We start from the raw sequence: 26,760 nt of genomic DNA, 5'->3' as shown, positions 1-26,760 counted from the left end.
GAGACCGACATGGCACGCTTTTTTATTGACCGGCCGATCTTTGCATGGGTGATTGCGATCATCATCATGGGCGCCGGTATTCTGTCCATCACGACCCTGCCGATCTCGCAATATCCGCAGATCGCACCGCCGACCATCTCGATCAATGCAAGCTACCCCGGCGCATCGGCACAAACGATCGCCAATACGGTGACCCAGGTCATCGAACAGCGGCTGACCGGCTTGGACGGATTGCGGTATTTCTCGTCGAGTTCGACCTCGGCAGGCACCGCTTCGATCACGCTGACCTTCGAAACCGGAACCGATCCGGATATCGCTCAGGTGCAGGTGCAAAACAAGCTGTCGCAAGCGACCTCGCTGCTGCCGGAAACGGTTCAGCGTCAGGGCGTAACCGTGCAGAAGTCGTCGGCAAGCTTCCTGATGGTGATTGCGCTCATCTCCAATGATGGCAAGCTCGACCAGACCGACCTTTCCGACTACCTCAACACCAATCTCGTCGACGAATTCAGCCGTCTCGAAGGCGTCGGCGAAGTCCAGGTCTTCGGTTCCAAATATGCCATGCGCATCTGGCTGGACCCGGTCAAGCTCTCGGCCTACGGCCTGGCGCCAAGCGATGTCGTCAGTGCAGTCTCGGCTGAAAACGCCCAGATTTCGGCGGGCGCATTCGGGACTTTGCCCGCCATCCAGGGGCAGCAGCTGAACGCCACCATCACGGCCCAGTCGCTTCTGACCACGCCTGAAGATTTCGAAGGTATCGTCGTGCGTGCGGCCACCGACGGCGGTCTGGTATTGCTGAAAGACGTCGCACGCGTCGAAATTGGCTCGGAAAGCTATTCCACGATTGCGCGTTTCAACGGCAAGCCCTCGACCGGTATGGCAATCAAGCTGGCCTCCGGCGCTAACGCGCTCGATACCGCGGAACTGGTCAAGGCCAAGATCGAGGAGGCTTCGGCCTTCTTCCCCGAAGGCGTCTCCTATGTCGTGCCTTACGACACCACGCCCTTCGTTCAGATCTCGATCGAGGAAGTGGTCAAGACACTCGGCGAAGCCATCGTGCTGGTCTTCCTCGTCATGCTGGTCTTCCTGCAGAACTTCCGTGCGACGCTCATTCCGACGCTCGCTGTTCCTGTGGTTCTGCTCGGTACATTCGGTATCCTGGCGGCGTTCGGATTTTCCATCAACACGCTCACCATGCTGGCCATGGTGCTTGCCATCGGCCTTCTGGTGGACGATGCCATCGTGGTTGTGGAGAACGTCGAGCGTATCATGGAGGAAGAGGGGCTCAGTCCGCTCGAGGCCACGCGCAAATCCATGGGGCAGATCACCGGCGCCCTGATCGGTATTGCCCTGGTTCTCTCCGCCGTGTTCGTGCCCATGGCATTCTTCGGTGGGTCCACCGGCGTCATCTATCAGCAGTTCTCGATCACCATCGTCTCGGCCATGGGCCTGTCGGTGCTGGTGGCGTTGACGCTTACACCGGCTCTTTGCGCCACCATTTTGTCGTCCAAGTCGGCGCATCATGCCAAGAAGGGTCCTGCCGGCTGGTTCAACCGCAACTTCGACCGCATCAGCGGCGGCTATGGCAGCACCATTGGCTGGATCGTGCGTCGGCCATTCCGCGTCGGCGTCATTTATCTGGCACTGGTCGGCGTCATGGTCTGGAGTTTCATTCAGACCCCGACCGCCTTCTTGCCGGATGAAGACCAGGGCATTCTTCTGGCACTCATTCAGGCACCCACGGGTGCAACGGCTGAGCGCACCCAGAAGGTTCTCGATCAGGTCGAGCAACACTTTCTGGTGAATGAGAAGGACAATGTCGAATCCGTCTTCGGTGTCGTCGGCTTCTCCTTCTCCGGTCAGGGCCAGAATATGGGTCTTGCCTTCGTGCGCCTGAAGGACTGGAAGGATCGGCCGCTGCCGAGCCAGAGCGCCCAGGCCATTGCCGGGCGCGCCTACCCGGCCTTCATGGGTATCAAGGACGCGATGGCCTTCCCGATCGTCCCGCCATCGGTTCCCGAACTCGGCATCATGAGCGGCTTCGACTTCTATCTCGAAGCCCGCAATGGCCAGTCCCATGACGAATTGCTGGCTGCCCGCAACCAGCTGCTCGGCATGGCGGCGCAAAGCCCGCTGATCGGTTCCGCGCGTCCATCCGGTCTGGAAGATGCCGCCCAGTATCACCTCGATATCGACTGGCGCGCAGCCGGTGCCATGGGCGTCTCCGCGACAGATGTTGCCGCATTGTTGCAGGTCGCCTGGGCGGGTAACTATGTCAACGACTTCATCGACCGTGACCGCATCAAGCGCGTTTACATCCAGGGCGAAGCGGATTCGCGTGCGCTTCCGTCGGATATTTCGGAATGGAAGGTGCGCAATTCCAGCGGCGGCCTGGTGCCTTTCTCCAACTTCGCTCAGGGCAGCTGGACTTTCGGTCCGCAAGGCATCAACCGTTATAATGCGGTGAGCTCCATGCAGATCCAGGGTTCGCCTGCAGCCGGTGTGACCACCGGTGAGGCCATGGCCGAGATAGAGCGTCTGGCATCGCAACTGCCGGGCTACGAAGTATCCTGGACCGGACTGTCGCTGGAAGAACGTGAATCCGGAAACCAGGCACCACTGCTCTATGCCTTGTCGCTGGCGGCAGTCTTCCTTTGCCTTGCGGCACTCTATGAGAGCTGGTCGATCCCGTTTGCCGTCATGCTCGCCATGCCGGTGGGTATTCTCGGTGCGTTGTTGTGGACCCTGTTCGGCGGCTACCAGAATGGTGTCTTCTTCCAGGTGGGCCTGCTCACCGTTGTCGGACTGACCGGCAAGAACGCCATCCTGATCGTCGAGTTCGCCCGTGAACGCTTCGACGCTGGCGAGGATCTCTTTGTCGCTGTCCGGGAGGCTGCCCGTCAGCGTTTCCGGCCGATCATCATGACCTCGATGGCCTTCTCGCTCGGCGTGCTGCCGCTGGTGCTCAGCACCGGTGCCGGTTCCGGCGGTCGCAACGCCATCGGCACCAGCGTGCTCGGCGGTACCATTTCGGGCACGGTGCTCGGCATTCTGTTCGTTCCGCTGTTCTTCGTGCTGGTCAATCGCCGGCGCAAGAAGAAGGAAGAACCGGCCAAGACAGCTGCCGAGATATAGGGAACCCGCCCGAATAGGCAGAACCCTTAATTCAAGCCAGACATTCAAACGGCCGCGCCTTCTGGTGCGGCCGTTTCGCATTCAATCATTTGTCTTGTCGCATCCTAATCGCCATCGATCACCGTCAAATGCGGCACACCGTCGATGTCGAGCCGCAACCGGCCTCGATCGGCGCGAATAAGCCGGATCGGTCCGCCCTTTTCCTCCAGCCGCCGCCGCAACAGGATCAGCCTCGTCTCGAGATTATCCTTGAAGTCGGGCAGCAGCAGTCCCGGATCGCGACGGATTTCCCGATTTGTGAAATCTCGCTGGCCGGTCGCGAGATACGCGTCGAGACAGTGTTTCAAAAGTCGCCCCGGCACGCCCCGTATCAGATAATCGCCATCCACGAACACGGAGCCGTCGCGGCGGTAGTAGCGGATCTTCACACCTCCTGCGTCTGTCGTCGGGGCAGCGGCCGGCGGCGCGGTGGGGGCAGGCGGCCGCTCGCCGCGCTCGCGTCCGGGATCGGCAAGCATCAGCGCCAGTGCCAGCTGCCGAGCGATCACCAGCAGGGCTTCCTCATCCTTGTGTCGGAAGGCGAAGGCCGTGTCGGATTCGACGAAAAGCACGCCCATGAGCCGGCGCTGGGCGATCATCGGCACGGCCAGCTGACTGACCGGGGAGGAGATGGCCGGCAAGGCGATCGCCTCGTCCATGCCGCTCATGGCCTTGACCGCCTGCACATAGCGACGCCCGCGGCTCATATCGCTGATGCGCACCGGAAGCCGGGTCGCTGCGGCCTTGCCGATCGTGCCCTGGCCGAAGGGGATTTCGGAGCCGATGCCGTAGCGGTCGTAGCCGTGGCTGGCGATGGTTGTCAGTTGCATGCGTTCGGTATCGGGCAACAGCACCATGGCGTGGCTATAGCCGAACAACGCAGCCAGCCCCTCCAGCGCCCGGTCGAGCATCTGCTCGATATCGGTCTCTGCGGTCAGCCGTGCCGTCAGGATCTCCGTCCATTGCAGATGGTCACGAACAGCGCTCGCGGATTTTTCCGGCGCCTGTTCGAGCGGGTTTGCCGCCATCACCAGCCGGCAGTCCTCGACGCGATAGATATCGACGGCGCGCAGTTTCATGATCGTGTCCATGCCCTGTTCGGCGCTCATCACGTCGAGATGGGCGCAGACGCGGTCGAACACGTCCCCATCGCTCCGGGAGGACTCGAACACCAGATCGAGAATGTGCTGGTTGCCGTTATAGCCATCGACCACCATCACCGTCGCAAGCCCGTTGGCCGCGACATTGGCGGCCGTTTTCGAAAAATACTGGTTCGACAGCGCCACATGCCGTTCATCCACGTAATAGACATGCGACAGCGAGGTGATGTTGGGCATGCCGTCGCTGTCGGTGGTTGCGATCAGTGAGGGAATGACGCCTTCGAAGGAATCGCGGATCGTGCTCAGCGGGATCATTGCGGCTGTCCCTCCGCCGTTATTCGTCGGCCGGCCGCGGGGCCCGGCGTCTGCACATAGAGGTCGCGCGGACGAAAGGCGATATGCACGAGGTCGCGGTCGCTGAGCGTGCTCGAAAGCTGCAGGCGCGTCACGCCAAGCGAGCCCAGTTGCTGCAGCATGGCCGCCACATAGCGGCTGCCACGACGCTCTTCGTCCCGGTCAGCCGAGCGCACGCTGCCGATCATGCCCTTGATCTGATAGGCCTGATAGTCGGTCGGGCGCACGCAGGTAATGGCGATCGGCATCCCGGCCTTGGCCCAGGCAACCATGGAGGGCCACTGGCTGGAAGACACCAGCAGAGCAACGTTCCCCGTTGCCGCATCGACCCAGGCGCCGCTGCCGCGGCCGATCATCGGGCGGCGCTCCTCGTTGCGCGTGGCAACGAAGATCATCACCTTACTCTCGATGAAGCGCGCAACCTCGGTGTCGATCACTGTTCACCACCGCATCAAAGTCTGGAGATTAGAAAGATAGGAAGTTTTTAGCAATGCGCACTCGCGCTTAGCAAGCATTTAGGAAGTCGCGTTTCGCGTCTCGGTTTATCTCGCGGTCCATCAGCCGGCACCGCCGGTTTTCAACAGCAAAGGAAAAACACGATGACCGAGCATCTTTCCCTGACAACCATTCCCGACCTCAACGGTCGTTTCGATCTCTACGGCAATATCCACAAGGCCATCCGCAAGGCGGGCTGCGAACTCCTCTGCCGTTTGGGTGCGGCCGACTATGACAATGCCGACGAGCGGGCAGCCGTGCTTGCCGGATTGCGTGGCTATCTCGCCATCGCAGCCGGCCATGTGGTGCACGAGGACGAACACGTCCACAAGGCGTTGCAAGCCAGGGGCGCCTCCACCGCCACCGTCGATGACCAGCACGACGATCATCGCCAGGCTTTCCGCGATCTCGAAGCGCTGGCACAGGCGGTCGAACAGGCAGGGGCGCTCGACCGCAGTGCCGCTGGCAGAAAACTCTATCTCGCCTTCGCTGCCTACATCGCCGAAGACCTTGCCCATATGCACGAAGAGGAGACCGTGACCGCACCCGCATTGTGGAAGAATTTTACCGACCAGGAACTGATCGGCATCGAAATGCGGATCGTCTCTTCCATTCCGCCCGAAAAGCACTTGGCTTTCATGCGCACCATGATCCCGGCCCTAAACCCCGCCGAACGCGCGGCATTGCTCGGCGCCATGAAGCGGGGCGCGCCGCCGGAAATCTTCAACGCGGTGATCGAGTTTGCCGTTCGCCCCAGCCTGTCGGAAATCGCCTTCGACGATCTCGCCAACCGGCTGTGTCTCGCAGCATGAGACCGGCAGTCTCCCTGACTGTCCCTCCGCCGCCCGGTACGGCGGAGGGTGACACGGCCGCCTGCTCGCGCTGCCTTAATCCCTGCATCGCCCGATTGAACCGGTTGCTTGCGGAGGCGGATATGCGTGTGCCCGACCCTCCACACGGACGCCGTGAGGTCATGACCCTCAACACGCAAATGGTCTCCAGGCATTTTCCGGTGGAGCGCCAGACCTTGCCGGATTGACGATCATGATGCGCGATGGTCTAGACAAAGGGGTAGCGGGCGTCGTGCCCGCGCTCCTGTTTCTCCAGCACGGCACAAACACCATGCCTGCCACCAAGAATGCGCTTGCCCGGCATGTCCTGCCCTGGTTCAAGGTCATCCTGTCTCAAGGGATCGTGCTGGCGGGCGTCTGGGCGGTTCGCGACATGTTGCCGTCCGGCAGTCCGGCGATCGCTGTGGCGCTGCTATTGGCGCAAGGCGCTTTGGCCGCCCTGATCGGGCGCGTACTGGGCCTGCCGCCAGCCTGGATCCTCATACAGGTGTTCTTGCCGCTCGTCATCGCGCTCGGGCCGGTACTGCCCTCCTGGCTGTTTCTGGCAGGCTTCGTACTCATCCTGCTATTCTACTGGAACAGCGCCTCCGAGCAGGTGCCGCTCTATCTCACCAACCGGCGCACATGGCAGGCGCTGGAGGCGCTGGTGGCCGATGCCAAGGCGAAGTCCTTTGTCGATATGGGCTGTGGTCTGGGCGGCGTTGTCACTTTTCTCGCCCGCGCTCAGCCCGACCTCAAGGCAAGCGGTGTGGAAACGGCACCGCTGGTCTATCTGGCAGCGCGCCTTCGCGCATTGGCGCTTTCCAATGCGACAATCTCCTATCGCAGCATCTGGGATGAGAACCTCGCAAGCCACGATATTGTCTATTGTTTCCTGTCGCCGGCGCCGATGCCGCGCATGTTTGAAAAGGCGCGCGCCGAGATGCGTCCCGGCACGCGCTTTGTCAGCAACAGTTTTGCCGTGCCCGATGTCGAGCCGGAACGGATCATCGCGGTCGACGACGGCCGGAAAACCCGGCTCTTCGTCTATCGTCTCTAGATGCCCCTAATCCCAGTCTGGTGCCAGATGCGCCGGACTGACGATCCGGCCATCGGCCCTGGCGAGACCGTGGATCGCGTCCATTTCTTCGGCAGAGAGCGAGAAATCGAAGACTGAGAAATTTTCAGCCAGCCGGCCTTCGGTCGCCGTCTTGGAAAGCGCCACCACGTTCTGCTGCTGGATCGCCCAGCGCAATGTCACCTGCGCTGCCGTCTTGCCGTGGCGTGCGCCGATATCCTGAAGCAGGGCATCATTGGGCACCTGACCATCCGCCATCAGATAATAGGCCGTAACGCTCATGCCGTAGCTTCGGGCAGCGTCCAGGACTGCCGTCTGGTCGAGATAGGGGTGGTATTCGATCTGGTTGTTGACCAGCGGGACGTCCGACAGTTCCATCGCCTTGGCCATCAGTTTGGTCGAATAGTTGGAGACGCCGATATTGCGTACCTTGCCGGATTTCACCAGCCTGTTCAGGCTTTCGATCTGGTCTTCCAACGGTACCGGACTTTGCGGCCAGTGCAGCAACAACAGATCGATGTAATCGGTTTTCAGCTTGCGCAGACTCTCCTCGACGGAGGGGATGAAATCGCCCTTGGCGAATTTGTCGACCCACACCTTGGTGGTCAAGAACAGATCGCCGCGGAAGATCCCGGACTTCGACAAAACCGAGCCTACAGCCGCTTCATTGCCGTAGACCTGGGCGGTGTCGACATGGCGGAACCCCACCAGCAATGCGAGCGGAAGGATGCGCGCGATGTCCTCCTCCGGCATTCTGAATGTGCCGAAACCGAGGGATGGGAGGCTGGCTCCATTAGCGTTGACATAGTCCATGATTGGCCTCCTTGTTTGCTTGTGCAGTTTTTGTTTTGTCCAAGGCTAACTGTGGAGATCGAAACACTGTTCCAACTTATTTTTGCAAACTCTTGATCATGGGTGCAGCGACCGGCCAGTGGCCGACCGCATTTGCATGCCGAAAATCTAAAATATAAACCGTGCTCGGAAGGCTGTATGCTTCTTTCACCACTGCGGGAGATCGCGTCATGACAAATCATGCTTTTATGATCGTATGCGCTGTCTGCGCCATCATGTCTTCGGCAGTCTCGGCCAGGGCCGCATCCCCGACATTCGATTGCGCCAAGGCCACGCACGAGATCGAGGGCCTGATCTGTCAGGATGACGAACTGGCGCAGAAGGACCAGTTGCTCGACAAGGTTTATAGCCAAGCCCTTGCCTCGCTTGCCGGTGCATCGGATGAGAAAACCGCGACGTCGGAGTTGAAGACAGGGCAGCGCGGCTGGGTCGGCGGACGCGACGATTGCTGGAAGGCAGACGACAAGCGCCAGTGCACGCTGATGTCCTATGATCGGCGCATTGCCGAATTGCAGGCTGCCCATAATCTGGTACCCGCCATGGATCCGGTTTTCTTTACCTGCGAGAACAACCCGGCCAACGAGATCGTCGCCACCTTCTTTGAGACCGACCCGCCCGCAGTCAGGCTGGAGCGCGGCGACAGTCAGGAGATCGCCATTCAGGGCATCTCCGGCTCTGGCGCACGCTACGAAGGCTCCTTCGGGATCGTCTTCTGGGTGAAGGGCGATGAGGCCATGGTGGAATGGCCCGAGGGCCACGCGTTCGATTGCAAGCTTGCCAAGTGAGGGGCACGCACTGTCAAAATATGCGCGTGCTCACCCGCCGCGAACCCCGCACGCCTCCGGGCCTGAAATCGCGAATCGTCCGATCAGGCCTTGCCGTCATACTGGTCCGCACTCACGGCTTCCAGCCAGTCGGCGGTGACGCCATCGAGCGCTTCCTGAATGGCGATGTGGCTCATGCCGTTGGTGGCGCTTGCACCATGCCAGTGCTTTTCGCCGGGCGCAAACCAGACCACATCGCCGGGCCGCAATTCTTCCACCGGTCCGCCCCAGTGCTGGGCAAGGCCACTGCCCGATGTGATGATGATCGTCTGCCCCAGGGGATGGGTATGCCAGTTGGTGCGCGCGCCCGGCTCAAACGTCACATGCACGGAGCGAATACGGGCGGGCTCGGGTGCCTCGATCAACGGATCCATTCTGACCGCGCCGGTAAAATATTCAGCCGGTCCCTTGCCCGATGGGCGCGATCCATTGCGTTTGATGTCCATGACAGGGTCCTTCGATTGGCGTTGCGGCAGAACAGATGCTGATAGCCCTACGTCTAGAGCCGCGCCAGCAATTCGGATTTCTTTTCGGCATATTCCGCGTCGGTCAAAATGCCCTTGGAATGCAGGTCGGCCAGGCGTTCTATCTTGGCGAAGATATCGTCTTCCAGATTGGCATTCGATGCGGTCTTCATCGACGGCTGCCACGGTTGCGGCATCGCGACCGGAGCGGGGGCTTGCTCGGGCACAACCTCTTGCGGTTCACGCCACGACACTTGCGGTGCCTCCGGCTCGACGTCAGCCGCCGCCGGCGCCTGTCTCTCGCTGTGGTGGCTGACGATATTGAGGTCCGACACCCGCACAAGCCCGTATTGCGACGTGAATGTCAGGCTCTGGCCGCCGCCCTGCTGCTGCGAAAACCCGCCGATCTGGTGGTCGGCGGTATCGTAGACCGTCACCCGCCCGGCAATGTCGATGGCCAGGCGTTGGCTTGTTGGAAAGAGCGCATAGCGCAGATTGTTCTGCGCCCCCACCGAAGAGGGGACACCCAGATTGCCCGGCCACCAGTTGGCAGACCCGCTGCCGCCGGAGACGAACAGGCTGACACCGCCGCCCGACATGCCGATCTGATGGCCGCCTTGCGATTGCGACTGCGATTGACTTGAATTGAACCCTTGGAAATCCGAGCTGCGCACCAGGTTCGACAACTCCGTACACAGAGTGTCGACCTTGGCTTTCAGGGTGTTGTTGAACATGTCGCCGACCATGGTCATGCCGCCCAGCGACCATTGGCCCATGCCGCCGAGATCCGGATGGTTGAACTGCGCCTGCGTCGATTGCCCCGATAAAAGCGCAGCCAGCAGATGCTCCACCGCGCCGAAGCTCACCCCGTGTCGGTTCGCGATATCGTTGAGGTGCGCGCGGCCTTCCTCGCTCAGTGTCGGCATCCGGTCTTCCTCATCCAGTGAAATCGTGGCGCAAGGCCAAAGGATCTAGCACGCAGGGTCATCGGATGACAGGGCAATCGAACGAAAGGGGCTCGTGGAGAGAGGCGTAACCGGCGTTCAGCCGGCTTCACTGCTGGACGATCGTGATCCCGGCTTCCTTGACCGCCTGCAGAAAGGCCGCCCGGGCTTCTTCATCCGTGCGTTTGCCACGCACCACATCGGCAAAGATCAAAAGTGCCTTGTCGAGTTCCGGTCCGTCTTCAACCGGCCAGTCCTCGATCATCGCCCAGGAAGCTGCCTCTGTGCTGTTGATCAGCACATTCTCGTTTTTTTCGCCAAGGGCGATGATGATGGGCTTGGGCCAGTTCTTCGACATGGAATTCGCTTTCGCGGTTTGCAGTTTGGCCGCTCTCTTAGCCCCTTCAGCGCTTCACCGCCACCACGAACAGGCGGGGAAACTTCAAAAGCACACGACCATCCACCATGGGCGGGTATGCTTGGGCAATACGGCGGGTGTAATCGGCCAGAAATTGCTCTTGAGCGGCCGCGCCGACCGTCGACAGATAAGGCCTCAGCCCCGTGCCCTTCACCCATTCGACAATCGCCTCGGCATTGGCAAGTGGATGATAGTAATGCGTGTGCCAGACATCCACCCGGGAAGAAAGGCTGCCAAGCGCATTCATGTAGTCGGTGGGCGAGGGGAGTGTGGCGCGCACTTGCCGCCCTGCAAAAAGGGATGCCCATGGTCCGCTTTCCGCCGTCTCGCGCATGGCAACATGGCTGGGCTCTCCCAGATTGTCCGGCATCTGGATCGCAAGCACGCCGCCGCTCCTGAGCTTTCCCATAAGCCCTGCCAGCACCGGCAGGTGATCCGGCAGCCACTGGAACATGGCATTGGAGTAGAGCAGATCGGCGTCGGTGTCCGGCAGCCAGCTCGAAAGATCGGCCTTGGCGAAGGCAACATCCGGCAGGCGTTTGGCTGCCTTGTCCAGCATGTCGTCATCGCTGTCGATCCCGGTGACAGACTTCGCCCCGAACCGCTCCACCAGAAGCTCGGTCGAATTGCCCGGTCCGCAGCCCAGATCGTAAACGGCGGCCGCCCGTTCCAGCGGCACCTGCGCCAGCAGATCCCGCGCCGGCCGCGTCCGCTCATCCTCGAATTTCAGATATTGGCTGGCAGACCAGGTCATGGGCGTTCTCCGGTTGATAATCCGACAGATCGGCAGCAGGCATCGTTCAAGCCAAGAAAGGTGAGGAACCCGATGTCGCCGCTGTTTCGGACTCGCTTAGTCCTGCTTGGCCTCCATGCCAAGCCACTGTTCGGTATGAACACGTAGGTCACTACCGAGTTTGTGATCATAGGCTAGCCAGGCACTGGTCACGAACATCGTCCACAGAATGCTGAAGAGCGATCCGACGAGAAAATATTCAGCGAAGTCGCGTTCGTCCATTTCCTTGAAGCGCGCGACAGTCTTGAGAGCGATCACTGCTGCGATTATTTCCCAGCTATGCTGGTGTAAGTGAGTGCGTGCACCACTTGTCGGCCCCCGGTAGTTGGTAGCGATGGTCAAGCTGGCTAAGCGCTGTCTGAATTGCATCCCATTGAAGCATATAGAGTTCAAAGTCACCGGCGCTTCGCACCTTGTAGACATTGTGCACGCTGACATTGCGCGCATGCGCTACTTCAGAAACAGAGGCACCCTCCAGCAACTTGATGATGTCATCGCGTTGAACTTTTGACCAGCCGCGTTCTATGGCGCTGAGGCTTGCGCCGCTCGCCTCAAGCATGGTCTCAAGAAGCGTGTCCTGCTGAATGGAAAAGCGATAGCGGCTTGGAGACCGTTTCTCTCCGAGCCGCTCGCGGGCCTCCGAAAAGCCTGGTTCCATGGTAAAATATGAGGCTGACCGGAGTGGCCTCTTACAGGCTCTCCAGCGATGGCAGGATCAAATCGGGTCCGAGATCGGTATATTCGTCGGGCATGTTCGCCCGGTTGATCCACACGGTGCGGAAGCCGAAGGACTTGGCACCGGCGATATCCCAGCGGTTGGATGACTGGAAGGAAACGGCATCGGGGTATAGCCGGTAGGCGGTGGTCACCAGATCGTAGACGGCGGGTGCGGTTTTGTAGGTCTTCAACGGCTCCACCGAAAACACATCGTCGATGATCTGTCCGAGGGCGGCATTGTTGACGGCCGCCTCCAGCATGTCCGGCGAACCGTTGGAGAGGATCGCCACCTTGGCGCCACGGCTTTTCAGGGCCTTCAGAACGGCTGGCACTTCGGGATAGCAATCCAGGGACCAATAGGCCGAGAGCAGGTCGTCGCGCAGCGCCTTGTCGACGCTCGGTATCCGCTGCAGGCTGTAATCGAGTGCCTGTTCCGTCAACGTCCAGAAGTCCTGGTAGCTCCCCATCAATGCCCGCACCCAGGAATATTCAAGCTGCTTGGCCCGCCACATTTCGGAGAGACGCTGACCGTCCGGTCCGGCCCTTTCGGAATGACGCCGCACCGCCGCATGGACATCGAACAATGTGCCATAGGCATCGAATACAAAGGCCGCGCTCATTCATTACCCTCCACCATGGGCGACAGTTGCGCCTGTCGCCGGCTCTTCACCATCATGCCACGCCCGCGGTGCCTCAAGATAGTCGCTCGCCATCATTTAATTTGATGAAATCATAAGGCAAGGTTTTGATTTCGTGAAAAATTCTTGCGTCGGACAGGCTGCGTCGTGTGCTTTCTTGTTAAAACGACATGGTGGCAAAATTTGGCTTGACCGCCACTGGCTGCTGTCATTGACTGCGCGCTCAAGAATTCGGAGACAAGAAATGGCAGTCGATACGTCCCCCCGCAGCAGCACCTGGACCTTCGTTGACGGAGAGTGGATCTCCGGCAATCCACCGCTGATCGGGCCAACCTCCCACGCCATGTGGCTGGGCTCCACGGTATTTGATGGCGCCCGCTGGTTCGACGGCATTGCGCCCGACCTCGATCTGCACTGCCAGCGCGTCAATCGCTCGGCGGTCAATATGGGCCTGAAGCCGGTCAAGACTGCAGAAGAGATCGAGACCCTTGCCTGGGAGGGCGTGAAGAAGTTCGACGGCAAGACCGCGATCTACATCAAGCCCATGTATTGGGCCGAACACGGCTCACCTTATTCCGTGGTGGCCGCCGATCCCGAATCCACACGCTTTGCGCTCTGCCTGTTTGAAGCGCCCATGCACACGGCAAAACCGTCCTCGCTCACCGTCTCGCCCTTCCGCAGGCCCTCCGCCGAAGTGGCCGTCACGGCGGCCAAGACCGGTAGCCTCTATCCCAATTCCGGCCGCATGCTGATCGAGGCCCATAGCCGCGGCTTCGACAATGCCATCGCGCTCGACATGAACGGCAATGTTGCCGAGACCGCATCCTCCAACATTTTCCTGGTCAAGGACGGTGTGGTCATGACGCCGGTGCCAAATGGCACCTTCCTGTCCGGCATCACCCGCGCCCGTGTGATCGCGCTGCTGCGGCAGGGCGGTTTTGACGTTCGCGAATGCACGCTGACGGTCAAGGACTTCATGGATGCCGACGAGATCTTCACCTCCGGCAACTATTCCAAGGTCGTGCCCGTGACAAAGCTCGACGATCGCGAATTGCAGGAAGGTCCTGTCACCCGCAAGTCGCTCGATCTCTACATGGACTGGGCCCGCTCTTCCGGCGACTTCTGATCGGCCGCAATCCATCTGCCCATCGACCACGCCCGCGTCTTTCTTCCTGGAAAGGCGCGGGCGTTGTCATGAGTGCCTGTCAAAAACGGCAGGCCCATCTTGCATCAATTTTATGTAACTGTATAACGTTACGAATATCGACTGATGCAACGCAAATGGACAAGTCCACCATGACCCAAAAGCTCCCTGTCACTGTTCTCTCCGGCTTCCTCGGGGCCGGAAAGACCACCTTGCTCAACCACATTCTCGCCAATCGCGACGGCCTGCGGGTCGCACTCATCGTCAACGACATGAGTGAGGTGAATATCGACGCAGCCCTTGTACGCGATGGCGGGGCCAATCTGTCGCGCACCGAAGAGCAGCTGGTGGAAATGACCAATGGCTGTATTTGCTGCACCCTGCGCGATGATCTTCTGACGGAGGTGCGAGCTTTGGCCGAGCAGGGGCGATTTGATTATCTGCTGATTGAATCCACCGGCATCGCCGAGCCATTGCCGGTTGCCGCCACCTTCGATTTCCGCGACGAACATGGCCAGAGCCTCGCCGACGTCGCGCGCCTGGATACCATGGTCACGGTCGTCGATGCCGCCAATCTTCTCGCCGATTACGGGTCGACCGACTTTCTCGCCGACCGGGGAGAAACGGCCGGCGAGGGCGATGCCCGCACCATTGTCGATCTCCTGGTCGAGCAGATCGAATTTGCCGATGTCGTTGTGCTCAACAAGGTCGGCGCTGCGACACCGCAGGCGTTGGAGGCCGCCCGCAAGATCATCACAGCCCTCAATCCGGATGCCAGGCTGATCGAGGCCGACTTTGCCAATGTGCCTCTAAACGAGGTGCTGGGCACCGGTCGCTTCGACTTTGCCAAAGCCGAAACCCATCCGCTCTGGTTCAAGGAACTGCACGGCTTCAAGGATCACATTCCCGAAACCGAGGAATATGGCATCCGCTCCTTCGTCTATCGCGCGCGCCGCCCGTTTCATCCGCAGCGTTTCCAGGCCTTCGTCGATCGCAGCTGGCCGGGCGTGGTTCGCGCCAAGGGATTCTTCTGGCTGGCCACACGACCCTATCACGTCGGCGAGATCAGCCAGGCCGGCGCTCTGGTGCGCACCGGCAAGATGGGCCTGTGGTGGTCGGCAGTGCCGCAGGACCAATGGCCCAACGATCCGGGTTTCCACGAGATGATGAAACCGTATTTCGATCCCGTCTGGGGCGACCGACGTCAGGAAATCGTCTTCATCGGCGCCGATCCCATGGACGAAGCGCTGCTCACCGCGGAACTGGATGCCTGCCTCATTAATGCCGACGCTTTCGAACCTGAGCTTTGGCGCGGCTTGGCCGATCCCTTCGCCAGTTGGGATCGCCGCGCTGCTTGACGGCAGCAGTGTGCGATATCGGGGGGCGGCCCGTCTGCTGCCCCTCTCGACTTACGGCGGTGGCTCGGATAGACGAAGTGATCGCTGGCCTTGCCGGCATTTCTCAGTTGGAATTCGGTCATGCAGGCATCGGCAATCGCGGAAGATTTCGCGCCGGATTGGGCGGCAATTGCTGTCGTTGTGCTGGGGGTGACGGCCTTTTCGGTCGGGCAGGGGCTCACTTATCCGCTGATCGCGCTGGTCATGGAAGGGCGCGGCGTGTCGTCCACCATGGCCGGGCTCAATGCATCGGTCTTTGCAGCCGGTATCGCCACCTCCACCTTGATGGTCAGCCGCATGACGCGTCATTTGCGCGGCGACCGCCTGATTGTCGCTGGCCTGCTGGGCTGCTCGGTTGCACTGATCGCCTTTTCGCTGAGCGACAATCTCGGCGTCTGGTTCGTCGCCCGTTTCGTGCTCGGCTACGGCACCAGCATCATCTTCACCATCAGCGAAGCCTGGCTCAATACCGCCTGTCCTGACCGGTTGCGGGGGCGTGTGTCCGGCATCTATGGCGCCAGCATGTGCGCCGGCTTTGCCGCTGGCCCGCTCGCCATCCCTCTGGTCGGCACGAAGGATGGCTTCGCCTTTGCGCTGGTGGCAATTTATATCGCCCTGGTGGCCTTTGCCTCGGTCATGCTCGGCCGTTATGCCCGCACCCGTCCGGAAGCCTCTGCCCCCGGTGGCCTGTTCCGCTTCTTGATGGTCGCGCCGCTTCTGGCGCTGATGGTGGTTGGCTTCGGCTTTTCCGATATCGCCGCCATCTCCAGCATTCCGCTTTATTTCGTCGAGCGTGGCCATTCCGAAAATTTCGCAGCCCTTGCCGTCACCATGGTGGCGCTGCCAACGGCATTGGCCCAGCCACTGGTGGGCTGGCTGCTCGATCATGCTCCGCGCACGGCCATTGCGGTTGGCTCGGCCTGCTTGAGCGGCCTGTCCTTCATTCTCTTGCCCTTCATCCATTGGGAGCCGGGGCTGCTGATCACCGTATCGGTCATGGGCGCTGCAAGCTTCTCGCTTTTCACCTGTGCGCTCACTTTGCTGGGCGATCGCTTTCGCGGTTCGATGCTGGTCTCCGGCAGTGCCGCCTTCGGCCTTGCCTATGCCATCGGCAGCGCCGTCGGCTCCGGTGCCACCGGCATGGTCATGGATGTCTCGCTCGATGCCGGACCGATATTGACCGGTGTCGTGATGCTTGTCCTCGCCGCCATCTTCGCAGCCGGCCTGCGCCATAAACCCTCAACCGGAAAGTAGGGCGCCAGCATGAGTGATGAACCTTCCACCGATATGTTCGATTGCCAGTCCTGCGGCGCCTGTTGCGCCCATTCGGCAGACTGGCCGCGCTTTTCGCTGGAAAGCGACGAGGAGCTGGCGCTGATCCCGGAAAAGCTGGTCGCCCGGGATGAAAGCGGCATGCTGTTTACCGAGGGGCGTTGCGCGGCACTGAAGGGCGAGCTCGGCAAACATGTCGCCTGCACCATCTATGCGGTTCGCCCGCTCGTGTGCCGTGACTGTATGCCCGGCGATCCGGAATGCCTGGAGGCGCGCGCCGCGCGCGGATACGCGGTCGACCCGGCACCGTCCGCCTGATCCCGTCAGGGAATGGTGACAGTCACCGCATCCTGGTCGAATCCGGGGCTGACCTCGGCGGTCTTGCTCTGCTTGTCGTAAACGCAAACGAGGCTCACAGCCTCATCGGCCCCCACGGCCCGGCCCGTCAGGATCGCCACGCCGTAACTTTGTGTTCCAAGCGGATCGACGGCAATCTTTTCCGCGCGCACAAGGCTTTTTGAGGCCGCAAGGCAGCGCGTCTCGACGTCCGCCGCAAACTGCTTCCATGCCTCGTCAGACGAGGCGAGCGCAGGTCCGGCACCGAGCAACAGAGTGACGGAGGCAGCTTTGAGGGCTGTGATGCGCATGGGCGTGTCTCCTGCAACGCGAAAGGTTTCCGTCCTATAGCGATTGATACGGAACTCTGTTCCCGCCTACCCGTTAATTCAACAATAGAGTTTGCTCCGAAAGGAACAAATTTCATGCGCGCAAGGTTGCCTGAACAAGGTTCCGCTCCTATGTTCCGTGCACCTGCCCGATTAAGATTTTTAAATGCCGAAAGGAGATCCCTCATGGCTTTCGAACTTCCAGATCTGCCCTATGCCTACGACGCTCTGGCCCCCTACATGTCGGCCGAGACGCTGGAATTCCACCACGACAAGCACCACAATGCCTACGTGACCACGGGCAACAAGCTGGCCGCCGATGCCGGCATGGGTGATCTGTCCGTCGAGGAAGTGATCAAGAAGTCCTACGGCAACAACCAGCCGCTCTTCAACAATGCTGCCCAGCATTACAACCACATCCATTTCTGGAAGTGGATGAAGAAGGATGGCGGCGGTAACAAGCTGCCCGGCGCGCTCGAAAGCGCATTCGCCTCCGATCTCGGCGGCTTCGACAAGTTCAAGGCCGACTTCACCGCAGCTGGCGTCGGCCAGTTCGGTTCCGGTTGGGCCTGGGTTGCCGTCAAGGATGGCAAGCTTGAAATCATGAAGACCCCGAACGGCGAAAACCCGCTGGTTCACGGCGCAAAGCCGATCCTCGGCGTCGATGTCTGGGAGCATTCCTATTACATCGACTACCGCAATGCTCGCCCGAAATATCTCGAGGCCTTCATCGACAACATGATCAACTGGGACTACGTCCTGGAAATGTACGAAGCCGCCAAGTAAGCGCAGCTTCGCATAAGTTGAACAACCCGGCGCTTTCGAGCGTCGGGTTTTTTGTTGGTAGAGCCGCAGCGGCCAAGGTCACAGGCGCGTTTGGCCATGCCGCGTCTGCCGTGCCAAACGACCCTTCGCAGATCAGAGGCCTGCGGCACTGGATCCGGGCTCGAGGCCGGACTGACGGAGGGCGTGCGCCCGACAGCGGTTCTGTCCTCAGCCGCCAGCCGCCATGGTCTCGAAAAATCCCTCCGGACTGTCGACCTCGACAATCCGCCTCTTCTCGATCACCCAGAAACGGTTGCCCACCGCACGGATAAAGCTGCGGTCATGGGAGACCAGCAGGCAGCTTGCCTGATGCGCCATCAGTTCGGCCTCCAGCGCTTCCTGCCCCTCGATATCGAGATGGTTGGTCGGTTCGTCCAGCAGATAGAAATTGGGTTCGGCAAGCCTCAGCATCAGCATGCCCAGGCGCGCCTTCTGCCCGCCCGACAGCGTGGAGATCAGGCGCGGCTGCATGTCGATGCCGATACCGGCACCCGCAAGCAGGGTGCGCGCCCGCTGGTCGCCGATATCGAAACGGCGGGTCACGGCATGGATGGGCGTATCGATGCCGGACAGGTCCGCCAGCGCCTGGTCGCCATAGCCCAGCACCACCGATGGCGTGACCTTGATGCCGCCCGACGCCATTTCCGCTTGCTCGATGGCCTGACGCAGCATCGACACCAGGCGCGTCTTGCCGGTGCCGTTGGCGCCTAGAAGCACGATCCGGTCATCCTGGCAGATGAACTGCTTGCCTGTGCGAAACAGCGGCTTGCCGTCCGGCGTCGCCACCGCCACATCGTCCAGCGTCAGCAGAACCTTGGCATGGGTGCCGCGATTGGCAAGCCTGATGGCGCCGGCCGAGCGGTCCAGATGCGCAGGCTTTGCCGCCTCTTCCAGCCGCTCGGCCCGTTCCTTCAACTGCTTGGTCTTCACCACCAGAAGATCGCTGCCGGAATTGATGCCGATATTGTTGAGCTTGGCGGCCTGCCGGCGCAGCTGCTCCGCTGTCTTCATGTCTTTTTCGAACCGCCGCGCCTCCGCCGCGTCAACCTCGTCCACCGCTGCGCGCGCCCGCGAATAGGGCAGTGCGAAAGCCGGTGAATTGTCAGGGCGCAGAAACAGCGTGCGGTTGGTAACGGCATCCAGAAAGGCGCGGTCGTGGCTTGCCAGGATCACCGGCACATCGCGCGGCAACGCATTGAGAAAACGTTCCACCAGGCCGATCTTGGCAAGGTCCAGATGGTTGGTCGGTTCGTCCAGCATCAGCACGTCAGGCTCGGTCACCCACACGCGCGCCAGAAGCGCGATCCGCTGCCAGCCGCCGCTCAGCGCCGCAAGCGGACGCCGATAATAGTCTTCCGGCACCTCCAGCGAGGCAAGCACCACATCCACCCGCCAGCTTTCGCTGATCGCTTCTTCCTCCGACAACGCGTCGAGCACTGCGTCATGGAGCGTCAGCGGCATCAGGGTAGGGGGCACATTCTGCTCGACATAGCCAACGGTCAGCCCGCGCGCCCGCGTGATCTCGCCTTCGCTGGGGTCAAGCATGCCCGCAAGGGCACGAAACAGTGTCGACTTTCCCCGCCCATTGGCAGCGACGATGCCGATCCGGTCGCCGGAGTTGACGACGAGGTTGAGATTGGAAAACAGCGGGGACGAAAGGGTAATGCCGAGATTGCGGATATTGATAAGGCTCATGGTCGTTCTCTGATCGAAACCGCGGGAGCTCCGTCGCGGGCATCTGGCCATCGACGACGGGTGCATCACAAGCGGTGAATAATGATCGCAGACGAAACTGAGCCAAGGGCTCAGTGCCTGCGGGCCACAAAGGGCAGACCAGGAACGGTGTTTGAAACGAGAAACAGGCTCTGATCAGCCCTGCAAACGCATCTGCAGGGCGACGACCGGGCCACGTGTCCGGTAGAACCGGAAATAGTAATTGTGCATGTGACCCTCCTTTCTCAAGCGCGCAACAGGCCGAATTATAGCCATGCTTGTCGACCGCTGCAAGACAGGCAAACGCACACTGGCAATCAGAGGCCAAGAAAGAAAGAGGCCAAGAGAGAAAGGGGCCATGAGAGAAAGGGGCCAGGAGAGAAATAGGACGGCCAGCGTGTCCTCGCGGCAGCCGCCTGACGTCAATCAGCAGCCCGACCCCATTCTAAAGATAACGGCGGTCGCGTCCATGCAACGGCTTTTGGCAGATCGCCAGGCCTTCGTCCAGACGTCACGCCTTAAGGAGAGGCAAAAGCACAGTTCAAGCTTGGCCATCCGCCCTTTTTTGGGGAGTGTCCGATACACTGGCAAATCAGCGGTCGGCTGCATGGCGCGGGAGAGCGGCTCGCCGGATCCGCCGCAAAGACTTCACCAACGATATAAACGTCGCCGTCGTCACTTTGCATGCAAGAGCAAGCAGCCGTCACCCGGCGCCATCGACCCATCCCGGAATCTCTTGGTAATCTGGTCGGATTAGCCACACTGCGTCCGGCTCATTGTCCGGCGACAGGCGGCTTCGCGTTGGTTTCGAGATCGCAATCCTACTCCTGCGTCTCGACTTTCCCGGTGCCTGCTGGCACCGGGCTTTTTCTGCCAGATGTCCAGTGATGCCCGGCGCTTCAGCGCGCCCTCAAGCCGTCCACGAACACATCGACCATGCGCATCGCCGCCGGTTGCCAGTTGGCGCTGTTTTGGGCGTAGAGAATGCCAAACAGTGTCGACAGCAGATCCTGCGCCGGAATATCGTCGCGCACCATTCCAGCCTTGACCGCCCGGTCGAGCAGCAATCCGACGGCCTCCACCATGCGCTGAAAGGTATAGGCTTTCAGTTCCGAAGAGCCGTGCACGGCCAGTTGCAGCGCCTCGATCATGCCCTTCTTAGTGGCCACCAGCCGGATATTGGTCTGGAACCATTGGCGTAATGCCTCGACCGGATCCGGCTCTTCGAGCAATTGTTCGGCAAGGGCGCGCAATTGCTCCACCTCGTGCCGATAGACGGCATCGAACAAAGCTTCGCGCGTGGGAAAATGACGATAAAGCGTGCCGATGCCCACGCCGGCCTTGCGCGCCACCGCCTCGAGACTCGCCTGTGGGCCGCCGGTCGAGAAGATTTCGCCGGCGGCAACCAGCAGCAATTCCCTGTTACGAAGGGAATCTGCGCGCGGTTTTCGCCTTGCTTTCGGGAGTTGATGTTCCATTTTCTAAAAACAGCGAGCGCCCACTTGATAAACGGAGGGTGCCTCCGTATATTTCAAGTGAGGCTGAACAAATCCAATGCATACTGCGTTAACGGTTCGGGCGCAGATCAGTTCAGTCAATTCACAGCCTCGCCCGCTTTAAAATGCTCCGCCTGCGCAGGCGGTTGGTATCCTTATAACACTTTCTCTGATCGGAGTATCGCATGAAACTCTCCATCAGCCTCACCATCAACGGTCAGCCGCAAGAAATTGCGCTCGATGACCCGCGCGTGACGCTGCTCGACCTCTTGCGCGAGCGGCTGCATCTGACGGGCACGAAGAAAGGCTGCGACCGCGGACAGTGTGGTGCCTGCACCGTACTCGTCGATGGACGGCGTATCAATTCCTGTCTTTCGCTCGCCGCCAGTCTGGATGGAGCGCAGGTGACCACGATCGAGGGGCTGGCCGTCGGCGAAGCCCTTCATCCGGTCCAGGCGGCTTTTATCGAATGCGATGGCTTCCAGTGCGGTTTTTGCACGCCGGGCCAGATCATGAGCGCTGTCGGACTGATGGCCGAGGGCCATGCCGGGGACGATCCGGAACGCGTGCGCGAACTGATGAGCGGCAATCTCTGTCGATGCGGCGCCTATCAGGGCATCACCGAAGCGGTGCTCGAGGCGCAAAGGACTGTTCTCGAAAAGGGGAGTGACGCGGCATGAACCGTTTCGAATTCCTGCGTCCCGCAAGCATCAGGGAAGCGGTTGTTGCAGCCGCCGAACCGGGCTCTGCTTATCTGGGGGCCGGCACCAACCTGCTCGATCTGATGAAGATCGGTATTGCCCGTCCGGACCGTCTGATCGACGTTACCCGCCTGCCGGAACTCTCCAACATCGAATGGCAGGACGATGGCGGCGTGCGCATTGGCGCCATGGTCCGCAATTCCGATCTTGCCTATGACGAGCGCTTTGCCCGCACCTTTCCGGCAGTCGCCGAAGCCTTGCTATCGGGTGCATCTGCCCAGTTGCGCAATGCCGCAACGGTTGGCGGCAATCTCCTGCAACGCACGCGCTGCGCCTATTTTCAGGATCTCGCCAGCGCCTGCAACCGCCGTGAACCGGGCTCCGGCTGCGACGCCAAGGGCGGCGAAAACAAAAGCCATGCCATCCTCGGCTGGAGCGATCATTGCATTGCCACCAACCCGTCCGATTTCTGCGTGCCGCTGTCAGCGCTGGATGCGGTGGTCGAGGTGGAAGGGCCGGACGGCACCCGCGAGATTGCCTTCAGTGACCTGCACATGCTGCCGGGCGATACCCCGCAGGTGGAGCATGCACTGGCACAGGGCGAGCTGATCACGGCGCTCAGGCTACCGGCGGACGGCGCAGCCTTTGCGGCCAATTCCCGCTACATAAAGCTGCGCGAACGCACCTCCTATGCCTTCGCCGTGGTTTCGGGCGCAGCCATGCTGGAGATGAAGGATGGCGTGATTGCAAGGGCCCGTCTGTCGCTGGGCTCTGTTGCCGCCAAACCCTGGCGGGTGGCCGAGGCAGAGGCTGCCCTTGAGGGCGAAGAGCCAACCCCGCAAGCCTTTGCCAAAGCCGCCGACATTCTGCTCGCCGGTGCCAGACCATCGGGCGACAATGCCTACAAGATCGAACTGGCGCGCCGCATTGCCGTGCGGGCGCTGACCCTCGCATCCAGGGGAACGCCGCAGGTCATGCCAGCCCTGCCGGCCTCGCCCTTCTCGACCAATTCGGGAGAGAGCCATGTCGCTTGAAAATACGTCGCCTGAACATATGTCGCCTGACACCGTCTTGGGCCAGAATACCCGCTACGGCTCCAATGCCGGCCAGCCTCTGACCCGCCGCGAAGGTGTGTTGAAGGTCACCGGAAAGGCCACCTATGCCGCGGACAACAACCCGGACGGCATGCTCTATGCCGTCTATGCCAGCGCCCGCATTGCCCGCGGTCGGGTGACGTCCATGAATGTCGCCGCCGCAAAGGCCCATCCAGGCGTGGTCGAGGTCATCACACCTGAAAACCGCCCGGCGCTGTCCCATGATCCGGACGAAAAGATACCGCCATTCGGCTTCCGCATCGATGTCCTCCAGGATGACGGCATACGCTATGCCAACCAGCCGATCGCGCTGGTGGTGGCCGAGACGCTGGAAGCGGCAACCGAAGGGGCGGCCCTTCTCGCTCCGCAATATGAGGTCGAGCAGGCCCGCACGGAGATCGATAACGGCGAGCGTTTCGATCCCGGTTCGGTCGGCATCGGTGGCAATCCCCGCAGTGAATTCGGCGACCTGGAGACTGGCTTCAAGAGTGCCGAAACGGTGATCGAGGCGGACTATGAAACGCCGGCGCAGTATCACAATGCCATGGAGCCGCATGCGGTGGTCGCCAGCTGGGACGGCGACAAGCTCACCCTGGATATGCCCAACCAGGCACTGGTGATGAGCTGTGCTGCCTATGCGACATATTTCGGTATTCCACCCGAAAATGTCGTCATCCGCTCGCCTTTCCTGGGCGGTGGTTTCGGTTCCAAGGCCATTCTCAATGGTCCGCAAATGCTGGGCATCATCGCTGCCCGCATGCTCGACCGACCGGTCAAGCTGGTCATCACCCGTGCCCAGATGTTCGGCCCCGTGGGCCATCGCGGCCACACATGGCAGACCCTGCGCATGGCCATGGACGGCGAGGGCAAGCTGACAGCACTGCACCACAAATCGCTGTCGGCCACGTCGTCTTTCGATGATTTCCTCGAACCCGCAGCCAATGCCTCGACCCATCTCTATGCAAGCCCGGCGGTCCTGTCGGAGCATCAGGGTATTCGTCTGGATGTCGGCACGCCGGGACCGGTGCGCGCACCGGGAGAAGCCTCCGGCTCGGCAGCCCTGGAAGTCGCCATCGACGAGGCAGCCGAAGCCTGCGGCATGGACCCGCTGGACTTTCGCCTGAAAAACTACGCCGAAACAGAACCCGGTTCCGGCCGGCCATTCTCGTCCAAGGCGCTGCGCGAATGTTACACCGAAGGTGCCAAACGTTTCGGCTGGGCCTCGCGTCCGCTTCAACCCCGCCAGATGCGCGATGCCGATGGCTTTCTCGTCGGCTGGGGCATGGGCACGGCGCTCTTTCCCTGTCCGATGTTTCCAACAGAGGCCCGCTCGACCATCAGGGCCAACGGCAAGGCGCTGGTCGAGATTGCAGGCGTGGACATGGGGCAAGGTGCCTGGACCGCACTTGCCCAGATCGGCGCGGAAGGTCTGGGCCTCGATCCGGATCGGATCGAGTTCAACATGGGTGTCTCCACCCTGCCGGATGGCGGCGTGGCCGGTGGGTCCGGTCATACGGCCAGCGCCGGTCTGGCGCTTCACAATGCCGGCAAGGATGCCATTGCCCAGTTGACGGAACTGGCCAGCAATGATCCGGCCTCGCCACTTTACGGTTCCGGCAATATCGGAGTGGTGGCACGCGATGGACGGCTCCACCGTCGCGATGATGACAGCCGAAGCGAAAGCTATGATGAGATCATGGCCCGCGCCGGGAAGAGGGAAATCGTCGGTTCAGCCAAGGGCGTGCGCGATCCGGCAGCGGCAGAATCCCATGCCATGTTTTCCCATGGTGCCGTCTTTGCCGAGATCAAGATCGATCCCGATCTTGGCCAGATGCGCACCACCCGTCTTGTGGGCGCCTTTGCCGCTGGCCGCATCATTAACCCGCGTATGGTGCAAAGCCAGTATTTCGGCGGCATGATCTGGGGCACGTCATTCGCGCTTCATGAAGAGGCCATTGTCGACAAACGTTCTGGCCGCATCATGAATGCCGATCTCGGCGAGTATCATGTGCCGGTCAATGCCGACATTCCCTCGCTCGACGCCATCCTGATCCCGGAGGAGGACGCCATCGTCAATCCGCTCGGCGTCAAGGGTGTTGGCGAAATCGGCATCACCGGCACAGTCGGCGCCATCGCCAACGCCATCTGGCACGCCACCGGTGTCCGCGCCCGGAAATTCCCGATCCGCATCGAGGATATTCTCCAAGGGCTGTGACGGGCACATCGTCTCAATACAAAACCCGGCATCGCAAGGTGCCGGGTTTTTTCATCGTATGCCAGGCGCGGAGAACTACCCCTTGCGACCCTCAACATAATCGACAAATCCGCGCATCAGCTTGACAAGCTGTTCCTTCACCTTGTCATCGGTCATATCGCCGTTCTCGAACACGGCCGAGGCGCGCGAGACGAGCAGGCGACCGCCGCTCCAGTGGTCTGTGCCCAGCGTTCTGAGAACCGGCAGCCAGGCGTTTTGCGACAGGATCGTGCCAAAGCCGCCCGGAGACGCGCCCATCAGAAGCACCGGCTTGCCGCCGAACACCTTGCCAATGTCGGAGGAGGGGCGCGACAGCCAGTCGATCGCGTTCTTGAAAACGCCGGGAATGGAATTGTTGTATTCCGGCGTGACCAGCACCAGCCCGTCGGCTGCCTCGATCTGCGTCTTCAGTTTCGTGACGGCCTCGGGAATACCCTCTTCGGCTTCCACATCGCCATCGTAAAGCGGGATGCCGGCAATTGTGCCGGTCTGAAGCGTCGAGCCATCGGGCATCGAGGCGGCGGCAGCCTTCAAAAGCGCGGAATTGAGCGACTGTTTGCGCAGGCTTCCTGAGACGCCAATCAATGTCACCATGGTCTGGTCCTTTGTCTTTGGGAGATCGGCATCAGTCAGAGGTCCGGGAGGCTTTGTCCGACATCCAGCCAAAATCGCGTTCGAGGTTTCTGAGCAGATATATGCCATAGCCGAGCAGAGGAATCACCAGCATGACCGGCACAATCAGGCTCTGGAAGGTGATCTCCGGCTGTTCGTTCACGGCCCCTGCAGAATGCACCACCATGAACAGCGAGAAGTCCCATAGCGCATGGATCACCATCATCGGATAGACCGACTGGGTGCGGATGCGGATGGCCTGATAGAGCATGCCGCTCATGAAGGCGGCGACTGACTGGATGACCGCCACCGTCAACTGACCCGTGGCAAACACGTTGAGCGTATGGATCAGGCCGAACACGGCCGAGGTGAAGATGGTCGCCGGCAGAATGCGCATGCGCGCCAGCGCGCCACGAAACAGGATGCCGCGAAACATCGCCTCTTCGGAAAAGCCGACAAACAGGCAGTTGATCAAGACAATGGCGACGGTGGTCGCCGGCGGCAGGCCTGTGGCAATGGCGCCGCCAAGCAACAGCACGATATAGCCGAGGGGAAGCCAGGTCAGCATGACGCTCTTGAGCGGCTGCGGTTTCTGGAAGCCCAGCCGGTCCCACTTCAGGAAGAGCAGGATGACGACCAGAAAAGCCGATGCAGCAATGATGCTGTAGATGATCTCACCGCTGATCAGTGCCGCCTGATTGGCGGTCGCATGGGGCTGAACAAGCCCCACCAGCACCGTCACGGCCATCCAGATCACGAGAACAAGAAGAGCGATCCAGAACTTGCCTGCCGAACGCATGAAATCTCCTGAAAGGGAAAAAGAAATGGCACCATAGGCGAATATCCCCGTCATGGAAGAGCCTATCTTTGTCACATCCCTGTCATCCCGGCCTCGTAATCGGCAGCCCA

Annotated in this window: 27 protein-coding genes; 12 read left to right on the top strand and 15 right to left on the bottom strand. The window is 60.9% G+C overall.

Annotation, left to right across the window (positions count from 1 at the left end; all coding sequences use genetic code 11):
* The first annotated feature begins 9 nt into the window (after positions 1–9).
* Positions 10–3,132, top strand: coding sequence for an efflux RND transporter permease subunit (locus ACQQ2Q_RS02760; protein WP_428185492.1), 3,123 nt, complete (start codon positions 10–12; stop codon positions 3,130–3,132).
* Positions 3,133–3,236: 104 nt separating this feature from the next.
* Here the strand turns inward: ACQQ2Q_RS02760 and ACQQ2Q_RS02755 are convergent, their stop codons facing one another.
* Together ACQQ2Q_RS02755 and ACQQ2Q_RS02750 are read right to left on the bottom strand one after the other, a co-directional pair.
* On the bottom strand, positions 3,237–4,586 hold the full coding sequence (locus tag ACQQ2Q_RS02755; RefSeq protein WP_428185491.1) for a GAF domain-containing protein: 1,350 nt from the start codon (positions 4,584–4,586) through the stop codon (positions 3,237–3,239).
* The gene (locus tag ACQQ2Q_RS02750; RefSeq protein WP_428185490.1) at positions 4,583–5,062 is read right to left on the bottom strand and encodes a hypothetical protein; all 480 of its coding nucleotides are present in this window, start codon (positions 5,060–5,062) and stop codon (positions 4,583–4,585) included. Before ACQQ2Q_RS02750 ends, ACQQ2Q_RS02755 begins: the two co-directional genes overlap by 4 nt.
* A 162-nt stretch (positions 5,063–5,224) precedes the next feature.
* On the opposite strand from ACQQ2Q_RS02750, the gene ACQQ2Q_RS02745 reads away from it, so the two are divergent.
* Complete coding sequence (locus ACQQ2Q_RS02745) at positions 5,225–5,932, top strand: hemerythrin domain-containing protein (RefSeq protein WP_428185489.1); 708 nt, start codon at positions 5,225–5,227, stop codon at positions 5,930–5,932.
* 232 nt (positions 5,933–6,164) lie between these two features.
* The gene (locus ACQQ2Q_RS02740) at positions 6,165–7,010 is read left to right on the top strand and encodes a hypothetical protein (protein WP_428185488.1); all 846 of its coding nucleotides are present in this window, start codon (positions 6,165–6,167) and stop codon (positions 7,008–7,010) included.
* 6 nt (positions 7,011–7,016) lie between these two features.
* Here the strand turns inward: ACQQ2Q_RS02740 and ACQQ2Q_RS02735 are convergent, their stop codons facing one another.
* Positions 7,017–7,841, bottom strand: a complete 825-nt coding sequence (locus ACQQ2Q_RS02735) for an aldo/keto reductase (RefSeq protein ID WP_428185487.1) — start codon at positions 7,839–7,841, stop codon at positions 7,017–7,019.
* A gap of 209 nt (positions 7,842–8,050) precedes the next feature.
* Between ACQQ2Q_RS02735 and ACQQ2Q_RS02730 the strand changes: the two genes are divergently transcribed.
* Positions 8,051–8,665, top strand: a complete 615-nt coding sequence (locus ACQQ2Q_RS02730) for an MliC family protein (RefSeq protein WP_428185486.1) — start codon at positions 8,051–8,053, stop codon at positions 8,663–8,665.
* 83 nt (positions 8,666–8,748) lie between these two features.
* On the opposite strand, the gene ACQQ2Q_RS02725 is transcribed toward ACQQ2Q_RS02730, so the two are convergent.
* The 7 genes from ACQQ2Q_RS02725 to ACQQ2Q_RS02695 all read right to left on the bottom strand — a co-directional run bounded on the left by ACQQ2Q_RS02725 (position 8,749) and on the right by ACQQ2Q_RS02695 (position 12,660).
* Positions 8,749–9,150 carry a (R)-mandelonitrile lyase gene (locus tag ACQQ2Q_RS02725; RefSeq protein ID WP_428185485.1) on the bottom strand — a complete coding sequence of 134 codons (402 nt, stop codon included), beginning with the start codon at positions 9,148–9,150 and terminating at the stop codon, positions 8,749–8,751.
* 53 nt (positions 9,151–9,203) lie between these two features.
* Entirely contained in the window at positions 9,204–10,094 is an 891-nt protein-coding gene (locus ACQQ2Q_RS02720; RefSeq protein ID WP_428185484.1) for an SHOCT domain-containing protein, read from the bottom strand.
* 127 nt (positions 10,095–10,221) lie between these two features.
* A complete protein-coding gene (locus ACQQ2Q_RS02715; protein ID WP_428185483.1) occupies positions 10,222–10,470 on the bottom strand; it encodes a DUF982 domain-containing protein in 249 nt (82 codons plus the stop codon).
* A 46-nt stretch (positions 10,471–10,516) separates the two neighbouring features.
* The gene (tam, locus tag ACQQ2Q_RS02710) at positions 10,517–11,284 is read right to left on the bottom strand and encodes a trans-aconitate 2-methyltransferase (protein ID WP_428185482.1); all 768 of its coding nucleotides are present in this window, start codon (positions 11,282–11,284) and stop codon (positions 10,517–10,519) included.
* 96 nt (positions 11,285–11,380) lie between these two features.
* Positions 11,381–11,581, bottom strand: coding sequence for a hypothetical protein (locus ACQQ2Q_RS02705; RefSeq protein WP_428185481.1), 201 nt, complete (start codon positions 11,579–11,581; stop codon positions 11,381–11,383).
* Between the two features lie 19 nt (positions 11,582–11,600).
* The gene (locus ACQQ2Q_RS02700; protein ID WP_428185480.1) at positions 11,601–11,981 is read right to left on the bottom strand and encodes a hypothetical protein; all 381 of its coding nucleotides are present in this window, start codon (positions 11,979–11,981) and stop codon (positions 11,601–11,603) included.
* A gap of 31 nt (positions 11,982–12,012) precedes the next feature.
* Positions 12,013–12,660: a haloacid dehalogenase type II gene (locus ACQQ2Q_RS02695; protein ID WP_428185479.1), complete on the bottom strand. Its 648-nt coding sequence runs from the start codon at positions 12,658–12,660 to the stop codon at positions 12,013–12,015.
* A 262-nt stretch (positions 12,661–12,922) separates the two neighbouring features.
* On the opposite strand from ACQQ2Q_RS02695, the gene ACQQ2Q_RS02690 reads away from it, so the two are divergent.
* From ACQQ2Q_RS02690 to ACQQ2Q_RS02675, 4 genes are all read left to right on the top strand, one after another.
* On the top strand, positions 12,923–13,804 hold the full coding sequence (locus tag ACQQ2Q_RS02690; RefSeq protein WP_428185478.1) for a branched-chain amino acid aminotransferase: 882 nt from the start codon (positions 12,923–12,925) through the stop codon (positions 13,802–13,804).
* Positions 13,805–13,974: 170 nt separating this feature from the next.
* Positions 13,975–15,180, top strand: coding sequence for a zinc metallochaperone GTPase ZigA (gene zigA, locus ACQQ2Q_RS02685; protein ID WP_428185477.1), 1,206 nt, complete (start codon positions 13,975–13,977; stop codon positions 15,178–15,180).
* Positions 15,181–15,300: 120 nt separating this feature from the next.
* The gene (locus tag ACQQ2Q_RS02680) at positions 15,301–16,473 is read left to right on the top strand and encodes an MFS transporter (RefSeq protein WP_428185476.1); all 1,173 of its coding nucleotides are present in this window, start codon (positions 15,301–15,303) and stop codon (positions 16,471–16,473) included.
* A 9-nt stretch (positions 16,474–16,482) separates the two neighbouring features.
* Positions 16,483–16,809 carry a YkgJ family cysteine cluster protein gene (locus tag ACQQ2Q_RS02675; RefSeq protein WP_428185475.1) on the top strand — a complete coding sequence of 109 codons (327 nt, stop codon included), beginning with the start codon at positions 16,483–16,485 and terminating at the stop codon, positions 16,807–16,809.
* Between the two features lie 5 nt (positions 16,810–16,814).
* Here ACQQ2Q_RS02675 and ACQQ2Q_RS02670 read toward each other — a convergent pair whose 3' ends face one another.
* Complete coding sequence (locus ACQQ2Q_RS02670) at positions 16,815–17,138, bottom strand: hypothetical protein (protein ID WP_428185474.1); 324 nt, start codon at positions 17,136–17,138, stop codon at positions 16,815–16,817.
* A 204-nt stretch (positions 17,139–17,342) separates the two neighbouring features.
* Here ACQQ2Q_RS02670 and ACQQ2Q_RS02665 point away from each other — a divergent pair, with 204 nt between their 5' ends.
* Positions 17,343–17,942, top strand: coding sequence for a superoxide dismutase (locus ACQQ2Q_RS02665; protein WP_428185473.1), 600 nt, complete (start codon positions 17,343–17,345; stop codon positions 17,940–17,942).
* Positions 17,943–18,149: 207 nt separating this feature from the next.
* Here the strand turns inward: ACQQ2Q_RS02665 and ACQQ2Q_RS02660 are convergent, their stop codons facing one another.
* Together ACQQ2Q_RS02660 and ACQQ2Q_RS02655 are read right to left on the bottom strand one after the other, a co-directional pair.
* A complete protein-coding gene (locus ACQQ2Q_RS02660; protein ID WP_428185472.1) occupies positions 18,150–19,676 on the bottom strand; it encodes an ABC-F family ATP-binding cassette domain-containing protein in 1,527 nt (508 codons plus the stop codon).
* Between the two features lie 917 nt (positions 19,677–20,593).
* Positions 20,594–21,172: a TetR/AcrR family transcriptional regulator gene (locus tag ACQQ2Q_RS02655; RefSeq protein WP_428185471.1), complete on the bottom strand. Its 579-nt coding sequence runs from the start codon at positions 21,170–21,172 to the stop codon at positions 20,594–20,596.
* 203 nt (positions 21,173–21,375) lie between these two features.
* On the opposite strand from ACQQ2Q_RS02655, the gene ACQQ2Q_RS02650 reads away from it, so the two are divergent.
* The 3 genes from ACQQ2Q_RS02650 to ACQQ2Q_RS02640 are packed head-to-tail and all read left to right on the top strand — an operon-like array spanning position 21,376 to position 25,200.
* Positions 21,376–21,870: a (2Fe-2S)-binding protein gene (locus ACQQ2Q_RS02650; RefSeq protein WP_428185470.1), complete on the top strand. Its 495-nt coding sequence runs from the start codon at positions 21,376–21,378 to the stop codon at positions 21,868–21,870.
* A complete protein-coding gene (locus ACQQ2Q_RS02645) occupies positions 21,867–22,925 on the top strand; it encodes an FAD binding domain-containing protein (RefSeq protein ID WP_428185469.1) in 1,059 nt (352 codons plus the stop codon). Before ACQQ2Q_RS02650 ends, ACQQ2Q_RS02645 begins: the two co-directional genes overlap by 4 nt.
* A gap of 19 nt (positions 22,926–22,944) precedes the next feature.
* A complete protein-coding gene (locus ACQQ2Q_RS02640) occupies positions 22,945–25,200 on the top strand; it encodes a xanthine dehydrogenase family protein molybdopterin-binding subunit (protein WP_428186464.1) in 2,256 nt (751 codons plus the stop codon).
* Positions 25,201–25,275: 75 nt separating this feature from the next.
* Here ACQQ2Q_RS02640 and ACQQ2Q_RS02635 read toward each other — a convergent pair whose 3' ends face one another.
* Together ACQQ2Q_RS02635 and ACQQ2Q_RS02630 are read right to left on the bottom strand one after the other, a co-directional pair.
* Positions 25,276–25,833 (bottom strand): NADPH-dependent FMN reductase, encoded by a 558-nt coding sequence (locus tag ACQQ2Q_RS02635; protein WP_428185468.1) that lies wholly within the window; start codon positions 25,831–25,833, stop codon positions 25,276–25,278.
* A gap of 31 nt (positions 25,834–25,864) precedes the next feature.
* On the bottom strand, positions 25,865–26,650 hold the full coding sequence (locus tag ACQQ2Q_RS02630; protein ID WP_428185467.1) for a lysostaphin resistance A-like protein: 786 nt from the start codon (positions 26,648–26,650) through the stop codon (positions 25,865–25,867).
* Between the last annotated feature and the right edge of the window lie 110 nt (positions 26,651–26,760).

The organism is Agrobacterium sp. ES01 (genome assembly GCF_050320885.1).
Lineage (GTDB): Bacteria > Pseudomonadota > Alphaproteobacteria > Rhizobiales > Rhizobiaceae > Allorhizobium.
Note: the sequence above shows the minus strand (reverse complement) of the source record. Positions and strands in the feature narration are given on the sequence as shown.